Source organism: Rhizobium albus, from assembly GCA_030160035.1.
Classification (GTDB): Bacteria; Pseudomonadota; Alphaproteobacteria; order Rhizobiales; family Rhizobiaceae; genus Georhizobium; species Georhizobium albus.
On record BSNO01000001.1, the window covers coordinates 1,319,904 to 1,331,415 of the forward strand.

General features: G+C 62.1%; 9 protein-coding genes. 2 read left to right on the plus strand and 7 right to left on the minus strand.

Annotated features, from left to right (window positions below; genetic code table 11):
• Positions 1-301 precede the first annotated feature (301 nt).
• Positions 302-1,507: an ABC transporter substrate-binding protein gene (locus QQL76_RS06365; RefSeq protein WP_499206855.1), complete on the plus strand. Its 1,206-nt coding sequence runs from the start codon at positions 302-304 to the stop codon at positions 1,505-1,507.
• 182 nt (positions 1,508-1,689) lie between these two features.
• Entirely contained in the window at positions 1,690-3,948 is a 2,259-nt protein-coding gene (locus QQL76_RS06370; protein ID WP_499206856.1) for a sensor domain-containing phosphodiesterase, read from the plus strand.
• 13 nt (positions 3,949-3,961) lie between these two features.
• On the opposite strand, the gene QQL76_RS06375 is transcribed toward QQL76_RS06370, so the two are convergent.
• The 7 genes from QQL76_RS06375 to QQL76_RS06405 all read right to left on the minus strand — a co-directional run bounded on the left by QQL76_RS06375 (position 3,962) and on the right by QQL76_RS06405 (position 11,295).
• Entirely contained in the window at positions 3,962-5,227 is a 1,266-nt protein-coding gene (locus tag QQL76_RS06375) for a branched-chain amino acid ABC transporter permease (RefSeq protein WP_499206857.1), read from the minus strand.
• Positions 5,227-6,225 carry a branched-chain amino acid ABC transporter permease gene (locus QQL76_RS06380; protein WP_126009936.1) on the minus strand — a complete coding sequence of 333 codons (999 nt, stop codon included), beginning with the start codon at positions 6,223-6,225 and terminating at the stop codon, positions 5,227-5,229. Before QQL76_RS06380 ends, QQL76_RS06375 begins: the two co-directional genes overlap by 1 nt.
• 9 nt (positions 6,226-6,234) lie before the next feature.
• Complete coding sequence (locus QQL76_RS06385; RefSeq protein ID WP_499206858.1) at positions 6,235-6,939, minus strand: ABC transporter ATP-binding protein; 705 nt, start codon at positions 6,937-6,939, stop codon at positions 6,235-6,237.
• A complete protein-coding gene (locus tag QQL76_RS06390) occupies positions 6,936-7,751 on the minus strand; it encodes an ABC transporter ATP-binding protein (RefSeq protein WP_499206859.1) in 816 nt (271 codons plus the stop codon). The genes QQL76_RS06385 and QQL76_RS06390 overlap by 4 nt, the downstream gene beginning before the upstream one ends.
• A 220-nt stretch (positions 7,752-7,971) precedes the next feature.
• On the minus strand, positions 7,972-9,021 hold the full coding sequence (proX, locus tag QQL76_RS06395; protein WP_499206860.1) for a glycine betaine ABC transporter substrate-binding protein: 1,050 nt from the start codon (positions 9,019-9,021) through the stop codon (positions 7,972-7,974).
• Between the two features lie 95 nt (positions 9,022-9,116).
• On the minus strand, positions 9,117-10,049 hold the full coding sequence (locus QQL76_RS06400; protein WP_499206861.1) for an ABC transporter permease: 933 nt from the start codon (positions 10,047-10,049) through the stop codon (positions 9,117-9,119).
• A 40-nt stretch (positions 10,050-10,089) separates the two neighbouring features.
• Positions 10,090-11,295, minus strand: coding sequence for a quaternary amine ABC transporter ATP-binding protein (locus QQL76_RS06405; RefSeq protein ID WP_499206862.1), 1,206 nt, complete (start codon positions 11,293-11,295; stop codon positions 10,090-10,092).
• Positions 11,296-11,512: the final 217 nt, after the last annotated feature.

The window sequence follows — 11,512 nt, forward strand, 5'->3', positions numbered from 1 at the left end:
GGGAACTGCCGCTTTATGAAACCTTGTTGATCGGGTCATTTACCCGAAATGGCGCGCTCACGCTGGCGGCCTAAAGGGAAAGCTGAACCGCATGTCGTCTTTTCCCGTGCAAAAGTCAAGATGGGACCGGTGATCGGCGCTCCACCTCAAGTCCCCGTCGAAATTCTCGGTCCCTCCTTCCCAGATGCACGCCAATCGCTATGATCGGCCAACTTTTGGGCATAGGCGCCCGAAAGGACAGTCAATGACAGGACGGACGCACGAACGATGCGCTCCAACAGATTTCAGGGAGAGTGACTACATGTTGCCAGCATTCAAGACGGCGCTCGCCACCGGCGTGGCTGTAGCGAGCCTGACGACGGCAGCCTTGGCGGAGGATTTCAAGATCGGCTTCATCGGCGGCATGACCGGCCCGATCGAAAGCCTGATGCCGCCGATCGTGGCAGGCGCGGAACTGGCCATCGCCCAGATCAACGAGCAGGGCGGCTTCTTCGGTGATGAAAGCCAGGCCTCGCTGGTCATCGGCGACGATGGTTGCGTCGACGCAACGCGCGCATCGGACGCGGCCGACCGTCTCGTCAACGTCGAGAATGTCCGTGCGATCGTCGGTGCGATGTGTTCGGGCGCAACGGTCGCCGCTGCCAACAACGCGGCCGTTCCGGGCGGCGTCGTGATGATTTCGCCCGCCTCCACCGCGCCGTCGCTGACGACGCTCGAAGACAATGACCTCGTCTTCCGTACCGCGCCTTCGGACGCGTTCCAGGGCGAAGTGCTCGCCAACCTCGTTTTCGCGAAGGGCATCACGAGCGTTGCCGTTTCCTACGTGAACAACGACTACGGCACGGGCTTCGCTGATGCCTTCGGCACCGCGTTCGAAGCGGCCGGCGGCCAGGTTCTCGCCTCCGAAGCGCATGAAGATGGCAAGGCGGACTATCGCGCCGAGATCGGCTCTCTGTCCTCGACGGGCGCTGAGGCTCTCGTCGTGCTCGCCTATGTGGACGGCTCGGGCGGTACGCTCATCCGCCAGGCCGTAGAAGGCGGCGACTTCTCGCAGTTCGTCGGCGGTGACGGCATGGTCGGCAACCGCCTTGGCGAGCTGGTCGGTTCCAACGCCGATGGCATGATCGCGACCCGTCCGGGTTCCCCGGAACTGCCGGGCCGCGCCGCTTATGATGCGGCTGCCGAGGAAGCCGGCTTCGATCCAAGCGCAACCTTCGCCGCGCAGTCCTACGACGCGGCGTTCCTGCTCGCGCTCGCTCTGCAGAAGAACGGCGGCGAGATGGAAGGCCTCAACACCGCGCTTCGCGAAATCGCGACGGAACCGGGCGAAGTCATTCTGCCGGGCGAGTGGGAAAAGGCCGTCGAACTGATCGAAGCCGGTCAAGACATCAACTATGAAGGCGCCTCCGGCAGCCACGAATTCGACGATGCCGGCGACGTACCCGGCGTGTTTGATGAGATGACGGTCGAAAACGGCGAGTTCGTTCTCGTCGGCCCAGCTACGTAAGTCACGTTTCGCTTACGGATCGACCGCTGTTGAAAGGGAGCCTGCGGCTGATGCTGTAGGCTCCCTTCTCGTTTCGGCAGGAAGCTTTGGATCTTCTAAAATGCTAAGTTGTGGCATCGGCGCGTAACGCTTTCGAAACCGCACCGTCGCTAGCTGTTATGGACAGCATGCAGGGGCGAACCATGACGATAAGCTCGGTTGGCAAGGTTGAAAGGGAGCGGCTAGAGGCCGTTCGTGCGCTCGATCTTACCCACACATCCGATTTTCCCGATCTCGATGCCATCACCAGCTTCGCTCGCGAGCTATTTGGTGTCAGCGGTGCGCTGGTCACCATCCTGGACGAGGATGTCCAGTGGAACATTTCCCGATCCGGCTATGATGATCGTTGGACACCGAGGCTTCACTCGTTCTGCAACGTTACTCTTGCTGAGGGACGGACGATCATCGTTCAGGACTTGAGCCTCGATACGAGGTTCGACAGCAATCCGCTCGTTCACCAGCAGCCCTATCTGCGCTTCTATGCCGGTATTCCGCTTGAGATAGACCCCGGCATCTGCCTCGGCACGCTTTGCCTCATCGATACCGAAGCGCGTTCTTTGTCATCACGTGAACTGGCGCAGCTGGAGCGGCTGGCGACCATTGCGACGGCCTTGCTCAGGCAGCATCGGGACACGGTGCGCGTGGCGCGTCTCTCCATGTCGCTCGCTCAGTCCGCCCGCACCATCGAAGAGCAGTCACATACACTGACGCTGCAAAACCGCATGCTCGACGAGGCCTGCGCGTTGGGCGAGATGGGGGCGTTCGACCACAATCTTCTGACAGGCAAGGCGGAGTGGAGCGCAATTATGAAGCGCATTCACGACCTGGACGAAGACGCCACCATTGGTTCGGTCAACGATTTCAATCACATGAAACGCTTCTATTCGAAGCGGGATATGAAGCGTTACTTGAAAGCGGTTCGGGAAGCGATGCAGGCGCGTACCTCGCTGGATTTCGAAACGGCGCTCAAGACCGCGAAGGGCCGTCGCCGTTGGGTGCGCCTCCGGGTCGATTTCGAGTACGACCAGAATGGCCGGCCCGTGCGCCGGTTCGGCATGATGCAGGATATTACGCGCGAAAAGCACCTACTTGGCCGTCTGGATTATCTGGCCAATCGCGATCCGCTGACGGGTCTCTACAATCGCAATTACTTCCTGCGGACCGCGAACCAGCATCTCAAGGATCGCAAGCACCTGACGACGGGTATCGCGATCCTGGATCTCGACGGCTTCAAGGCCATCAATGACAGCTATGGTCACGCTGCCGGCGATGCCTGCCTGCGCGCGATTGCCACGAGACTGCGCAGCCATTGCGGACCGGAATGGCTGCTCGTGCGACCAGGTGGCGACGAATTCGCGCTCGTGATTGCCGATGAATGCGATCTGGAAACCTTGAAGGAACGGCTCGAAGCTTTACGGCTGGTCATTCAGGAGCCGATCGACTGGAAGGGCATCACGTTCCAGGTATCGGCTTCCATCGGCCTCGCGCCTGCTGAACCGGACCGCACGCAGGATGCTCTCGAACTGGTGCAATCGGCGGATCTCGCGGTCTACAAGGCGAAGGCTGGGGGGCGCAATTGCATCGCCACCTACTCCTCCGATCTTCACGAAGTCGCGCTCCATCGGTTCAACATCATCAGCGAGGCGCGAAGGGCGCTCGACCGCGGCGAGTTCACGCTGTTCTACCAGCCGAAGATCAAGCTCATGGACCGCAGTCTCAGTGGGTTCGAGGCTTTGTTGCGGTGGCGTCAGCCGGATGGCCGTTACGCTGCGCCCGGCGAATATCTGCCCGTCCTCGAAGATGGCGAGATGTCGCGGCGCATCGGCGACTTCGTCATGGACGAGGCGATCCGGCAAGCCTCGTGCTGGCGGGCGAGCGGCTTCGATTTCGGCAATATTGCCATCAATGTTTCATCGAGCCAGTTCATCGGTAGCGGCTTCGTCGATCGGCTGATCTCCAGCATGGCCGATGCCGGTCTTGCACCCGGCGACATCCAGATCGAAGTGACGGAAGGCGTGCTGTTGTCCACCGGCGCAACGTCCGTCGCTTCGGGCCTCAAGCGATTGTCCGACCACGGCATCAAGATCGCGTTCGATGATTTCGGCACGGGCTACGCATCGCTCGTCCATCTGCGCCAGCTCGAATTCGACGTCATCAAGCTGGATATGTCGTTTGTCCGGTCGATGCTGACGTCGCCTGCCGACATGGCGATCGTCGAGGCGGTGCTGACGCTCGCAAGGCGGCTCGGCAAGCAGGTTGTGGCGGAAGGTGTCGAGACGAGCACCCAGGCGGAGACCTTGCTCGCCCATGGCTGCCATTACGGACAGGGGTATCTCTTCAGCCGGCCAAAGCCCGCGGCCGTGCTCGAGGCCGCGTGGCGGGAGTTGCGCGAGGCGGTCTGAGCCGTCCTCAACCTTATGCCTTGCGCGACAGACGCTCGGGAATGACGCCTTTCGGTGCGAAGCGCAGCACCATGGTAATCGTCAGACCGATGACGAAAACGCGCATGGCGAGCGCCCGGCTGTTCAGGTCGGCAGGGGCCTGCCAGCCGAACATGTCGCGCCCGATCGTGCGGATATAGTCGAAGATGACGAGCGTCACCGGTTCCGACATCGTCCAGATCACGTAGACCAGCAGCGCTCCGAAGATCGCACCGCGATTGTTGCCGGGTCCGCCGAGGATCACCATCACCCAGATCAGGAAGGTGTGGTTGAGGTCGACGAAGCCGTTCGGGTCGAAGATCGTGTTGAAATGAATAAGTGTCGCCCCGCCGATGCCCATCAGGACGCAGCCGAAGACGAAGATCTCGAGCCTGCGCTTGGTGACGTCCTTACCCATGGCGGAGGCCGCGTCTTCATTGTCGCGGATCGCCCGCATCATGCGGCCCCAGGGCGCGTGATAGACGCGCTGCAGCAGCATGTAGACGATGACGAGCATCACCGCCGTCAGAACGAGGTAGCTTGCGCGTGCGGCCGTGAAGCCGACTTCGGCAGCACCGGGAACCGGCCAGGGCAGGGGCGACACGGTCTGGGTCCCACGCGTCAGCCAGTCGGCATTCTTGAGGAAGGTCTTGATGATCTGCGCGATACCGAGCGTGGCGATCGCGAGATAGTCGGAACGCAGGCCAAGGCAGATCTTGCCGACGACCCAGGCGATCGCGCCAGCAACGATGCCGGCTGCCGCCCAGCCGAAATAGACCGGCAGGCCGAGGCCACCAACAAAGCCGGCTTCCCGCTCGATGTAGCGTGCGGTCGGATCGAGGCTTGCCGAGACGACCAGATAGGCGACGGCGAGCGTCACCAGCGTCAGGAAGGTCACGAGCGGCTTCGGCAGGCCGATCTTGCCCGAACGCGACGCGGCGAAGACGGCGGCCGCGCCGATTGCCACCTTCACGAGCACGTCGCCAAGCATCGCCGGGCCTTCGGAATCCCAGAAGGCCTGGTTGACGGGGAAGGTCACGAAGAGCGAGGCGAAGGCGCCGGCGGCGATGAAGCCCATGATGCCGACATTGAAGAGCCCCGCCGTGCCCCATTGCAGCGAAAGCCCGAAGGCGATCATCGCGTAGCACAGCGCTTCGACCGTCACGCGCAGCGAATAGGCTGTGCCCTGGGTGTAGAAGATGATGGCGAACAGAACGCCGAGGCCGGCAAAGAGCAGGAGGTCGCGACGGTTGTCGGTCATCACAGCACCCGTCCCTTGAAGATGCCGGTCGGCCGGTAGATCAGGATGAGGATCAGGAGGACGAAGGGCACCATCAGTTTATAGTCGGTAGGTACGATGGCGAGCGAGGCTGGCACTTCGAACGCGTTGTCGGTCCAGCGCGCGATCGGGCGCAGCAGCACCGACCAGTTGAACACGGCGAGCGTCTCGGCGTAGCCGACAACGAAGCCGCCTGCGATCGCGCCATAGGGCTGGCCAATGCCGCCGACGATCGTTGCGGCGAAGATCGGCAGCAGGATGTTGAAGGAGAGATCCGGCTTCAGCGAGACGTCGAGCGCGAGCATCGTTCCAGCAAGTGCAGCAAGTCCGCCGCCGATGATCCATGTGGCCCGCACCACGGTCTCGATGGAGATGCCGGTGACCTGCGCCAGCGACGGGTTGTCGGAGACGGCACGCATCGCCTTGCCGAGGCGCGAGCGCGACAGGAAGTAGTGCAGCGCGATCACCGAGATCAGCGTGACGATGAAGAGCGCCAGCTGCGGCTCCGTCACCGTGATCATCTGGTTGGCGCCGGGCACTTCGATGCGGAAGATGTCTTTCGGCTCGTTGAAATAAAGCTCACGCGAACTCGGGCCGGCGAACAGGCGAATGAGGCCCTGCAGCATCAAGGTCACGCCGATCGAGGCCATGACCAGCACGATGCCTTTTGCACCGGATCGGCGCAGCGGTTGGTAGAACGTCCGGTCGATGCCGATCGATATGCCGGCGGTGAGGATCATCACGATCGGCAGCACCATCATGGCAATCGGCAGCGGGCCTGCGAAACCTGCGGCTGCGAGTGCTGCGGCCAAAACGTAGGCGATGAAGGCGCCGAGCGTCATCATGTCGCCATGGGCGAAATGCGCAAAGCGCAGGATGCCGAAGATCAGCGTTACGCCGATTGCGCCGAGCGCATAGATCGACCCGATGATGGCACCGGCGAGGATGCCCTTGTTGATGAAGAAGACCAGCTCATTCATTGATGTCGATCATCCCCCGAGGAAGCTTTTGGCGACTTCCGGATTGTCGAGAAGCGCCCGGCCGGTGTCGGTGTATGAATTCTGGCCATTGGCCAGCACGAAGCCCTTGTGGGCGATGGCCAGCGCCTGCTTGGCGTTCTGCTCGACCATGGCGACGGTCACGCCGAGCTTGTTGATGGCGATGACGCGGTCGAAGATTTCCGACATGTACATCGGCGACAGGCCCGCCGTCGGCTCGTCGAGCAGGATAAGCTTCGGCTCGATCATCAGCGCGCGGCCGAAGGCGACCATCTGGCGCTGGCCGCCGGACAATTCGCCGGCTGCCTGCCGTCGCTTGTCCTTCAGCGGCGGGAAGATTTCGTAGACCTCGTCCATCACGCGGGAATAGTCGTCGCGCCGCGTATAGGCGCCCATTTCGAGGTTCTCGTGCACCGTCAGCGTCGCGAAGACATTGTGCTCCTGCGGCACCATCGCGATCTTGTGCGCGGCGAGCTTTTCCGGGCTGATGCCGGTGATGTCGTGCCCGTCGAAATGGATCGAGCCCTCGGTGATGTTCAGCATGCCGAAGATCGCCTTCAGCGTCGTCGACTTGCCGGCTCCGTTCGGACCGACGATCACGCCGATCTCGCCGGCTTCGAGCGTCATGTCGATGCCCTTGAGGATCGTCATCTGGCCGTAGCCGGCATGAAGATTGCGGATTTCGAGCAGGCTCATGGACGCGCCTCCACCTGATTGGCGTGGGCGACGGTCGCATTGCCCGTCGGCGAGCCGCCGAAATAGGCTTCGATCACGCGCGGGTCGTTCTGGATCTCGGCGATATGGCCTTGCGTCATCACAGAACCGGCCGCCATGACGATCACCGGGTCGCAGAGCCTGGCGATCAGGTCCATGTCGTGCTCGATGACGAAGAAGGTGTAGCCAAGCTCGCGGTTCAGCCGTTCGATATTGGATGCGAGATCGTTCAGGAGCGTGCGGTTGACGCCGGCGGCGATCTCGTCGAGCAGCACGACCTTGGCGTCGGTCATCATGGTGCGGCCGAGTTCCAGGAGCTTCTTCTGGCCGCCCGAAAGATTGCCGGCAAGCTCGGTCTTCACATGGGTGATCTTCAGGAAGTCCAGTACTTCCTCGGCCTTGCGGCGGATCGCTTCTTCCTCGCGGCTGACGCGGCCGGGCATGAACCAGGCACCGACCAGGCCTTCGCCTGTCTGGTTGTCCGGCACCATCATGAGGTTCTCAAGCACCGTCATGTTGGAGAATTCGTGCGCAATCTGGAAGGTTCGCAGCAGGCGCCGCTTGTACAGCGCGTGCGAGGGCAGGCCGGTCACGTCCTCGCCGTCGAACAGGATGGTCCCGCTCGTCGGCTCCAGCGTGCCCGCCACCATGTTGAACAGCGTCGACTTGCCAGCGCCGTTCGGACCGATCAGGCCCGTGACGGAGCCCTTCTCGACCGAGAGCGTGCAGTCGTTGACTGCGTGGAAGCCGCCGAAGCGCTTGCTCACGCTTTTCACTTCGATGATCGCTGACATCGTTCCCTGTGGGCGGCCTTGGGCCGCTTCTCGTCGCGGATGCGTCCCCTATCCGGGACGTCGATGGCGATGCCTCTAGCATCGGGCAATTCGCAATGGAAGGCCGCGAAAACCGTGGGCGGCTGCACAAATGCCGCAGATTCGGTTCGCGTGCGGCAAAATCTTGTGCAAACGGGCCCCGAAGGGCCCGCTTGCGCGTTCCGTTCACGAAGTTTTCAGATCAGGACGCCGCGTCGCGTGCGGCAGTCAGCCACTCGTCGACCTCAGCGCGGTTCTCTTCGATCCACTCGGCAGCATGGCGAGCGACGTCGGCTTCGCTGTTTTCGCCTTCGTACATCTTCGCGTTCTGCTCGAAGACATCGTCCAGCGGCACGGACGCCGCTTCCAGAAGCGCGCGAACGGCCGGGTTCTCTTCAAGGAACTCGGAATTGGCTACTGGAACGAGATCGTTGGCCGGGAAGCCTAGCTGGCAGGGATCGTTCACGCAGCCTTCGACGCCGGCCATGGTGGCTGCATCTTCGAGGCCCTTGGTCGATTCCGGCAGGTCGATTTCCGGCACTTCGATCCAGACGACGTCTTCGCCCGGCTTCAGTACGTTGACGGTCCAGTTCGGCGTCCATGTGTAGAAGAAGATCGGCTCGCCGGCCTCATAGGCGGCGACCGCATCCGCCATGGAGGCGTTGTAGCCGGCCTTCACGGGATTGACCGTATCGCGCAGGCCGTAAGCATCGAGGTGATGCTCGATGCCGACTTCGCAACCCCAGCCGGGCGGGCAGGCGACGAGATCGGCCTTGCCGTCGCCATCGCGGTCGAAGAGCGCGGCGATTTCCGGATCCTTGAAGTCTTCCAGATTGTCGATGCCGTGTTCATCGGCCGTCGCCTTGTCGATCAGGTAGCCCTCAAGCGCGCCACCGGCGGCAACCGTGCCGACTTTTTCGGCGCCCTGCGAGAAGGTCTCCTCGTAGGTGTTGTGCAGCGGGAACCAGCCATCAACCCACAGGTCCATGTCGCCCTGGGCGACCGACTGGTAGAAGATCGGGTTGTCGAGGGCGCTCGGGCCTGCGACCTCGTAGCCAAGCTCCTCCAGCATCTGCTTGTAGATCTGGGTGTAGAAATAGCCTGTGTCCCAGGTCGGCTGTGCCATGTTGATGGTCACGCCTTCGCCGGGTTGCGCATCCTGAGCATTGGCGACGGTCGTTGCCGCCGCGAAGCAGAGGGCTGCCGCCGCAACGCTGGCAGAGAGGCGGGGCAGGCATCCGAAAGCTGTCATCTTTGTTCTCCCTTTGGGTTTTGTCGGTCTCCGCCCTTGTCGCAAGCGGAGGGTTTTCGTGCCGCCCGCAAGAAGGCGGCCGATTTTCGTGGCGGTCAGGCGGGCTTTTCGTCCGCCGCGCGAGCCGCCATCCGCGACGGCTTGAAAAAGCCGCGGAACGTCTGTGCGAGCGAGGGCGTTGCGACTGCCTTGCGCTCGGCGAAGGATTGCGTGATCCGGTCCAGAATGATCGCGAGAATGACGATTCCGATGCCGCCTTCCATCGCGGTTCCGACATCCAACCGTCCGAGACCCGTGTTGACTGTCAAGCCGAGGCCACCAGCACCGATGAGCGCCGCAATGACGGCCATGGACAGCGCCATCATCAGCGTCTGATTGAGGCCGGCCATGATGGTGCGCATGGCAAGCGGAAGCTGCACTTCCCATAGAACCTGGGAGGGCGTGGAGCCAAACGCATAGGCCGCTTCGACCAGGTCGGCCCGGACACCGCGAATGCCGAGATTGGTCAGGCGCACGATCGGTGGCAGGGCAAAGATGATTGTCGCGATGACGCCCGGCACCGTGCCGACGCCAAACAGCATCACGATCGGCACCAGATAGACGAAGGGTGGGATCGTCTGCATAACGTCGAGGATCGGCCGCAGGATCGCCAGAAACCGATCGCTGCGGGCAGCGAGAATCCCGACAGGAACGCCTATGACGGCGCAGAAGAACACCGCCGTGACGATCATGGCGAGCGTCGTCATCGTCTGTCCCCACACGCCGATCAGGTCGAGGAAGACGAGCGCGAGAGCCGTGAAGATGGCAACCCCGCGGCCGGCCGTACGCCAGGCGATGAAGGCGAGGACTGCCGTGAACACGAGCATCGGCATCGCATTCAGAAATCCGTCCAACCCATCGAGAACGAAAGAGATCGGCGCCTGAAGCGAGCGGAAGAAAGGCCTGAAATTGGGGACGAGCCAGTCCTTGACGGCGGAATCGACCCAGTCGCCGAACGGGATTTCAAAAAGGTCGGATGGGCTGAACATGCTTCAAGCCTCCCACTGTCTTGTGCGCGGTCGATCCATCTCAGGCAGTTGCTGCACGCTTTTGACCACTCTCATGCTCTTCGCCGCGGACCAGCTGGTGAAAAATGTCGCCCGGTTCGACGATGCCGGTGAACGCGCCCGTCTCATCCACCACCGCAATGGGCCGGCCGGCCGCTGCCTTGCCGTAGAGCTCGTGCAGGTGGGCATCGGGCGTCACCGTCGCGAAATCAGGATCGAGGTGCTGCGCCAGCGCCTCTGGATCCGAGGCGCCCGAGAGGCCGCGATAAAGGACCTGCCCTTGCAGTGTACCTTTGTCCGTCACGAACATTGCGTCCACGTTTTCGGCTTCCATGCGGGCCAACGCGTCCGACACCGGGGCATCGATCTCGATGGAAAGCGGCGGGCGTGCGATGGCGGCAACTTCGAACACGCGCGAGCGGTCGATGTCCTGGGTGAAGGCGCGCACATATTCGTCGGCCGGTTCGCCCACGATCTCTTCCGCGGTGCCTACCTGTACGAAGCTGCCATCTTTCATGATGGCGATCTTGTCGCCCAAGATTAGCGCCTCGTTCAGATCGTGGGTGATGAAGACGATCGTCTTCTTCAGGCTGCGCTGCAGTTCCAGAAGTTCCAGCTGCATGTCGCGGCGGATGAGGGGATCGAGCGCACCGAAGGGCTCGTCCATCAGAAGGATCTCGGGCTCGGTCGCGAGACCGCGCGCCAATCCGACACGCTGCTGCATGCCGCCGGACAGTTCCTCGGGATAGCTGTCCGCATAAGCCTCAAGGCCAACCTGGGCCAGCGCCTTCAGCGACCGTTCGCGCCTTTCGGCTGCAGGCAGGCCCTTCACCTTCAGTCCGTAGGCGACGTTGTCGATGACGGTCTTGTGGGGGAAGAGCGCAAAGTGCTGGAAGACCATCGCGACCTTCTCGCGCCGCACCTTGCGCAGTGTTTCGGCGGAACACGAGGCGACGTCGACGCCGTCGATCATCATCTGGCCGCGTGTCGGCGGGATCAATCCGTTGATCATGCGGACCAGGGTGGACTTGCCGGACCCGGAGAGGCCCATTACCACGAAGACTTCGCCCTCGGCGACCTCAAAGCTCGCGTCATTGACGCCGATCGTCTGGCCGGTCTCGGCGTGGATGTCCGCCTTGCTGTGGCCCTTGCTCACCATTTCGAAGACCCGATCGGGCTCGCTGCCAAATATCTTGAAGATATTTTTCGCTTCTACTTTGTTCGCCATACCGTCCGTGAAAGCTTTTCCCGTAAGGGACTTCAATACAAGTGGGTGAGACCTCGAATAATGCGCAGTGATGCGAAGTGCAGATCAGCAAGTCGCGGCCTGGCGGAGGCTATAGGGGAGATGTTGGTGCGGAACCTAACGCCTCTATTCCACCCTGGCAACCGGCGGACACGATTTTTATCAATTAGGAACATAATGTTGCAGAAGGCGCGTGGAT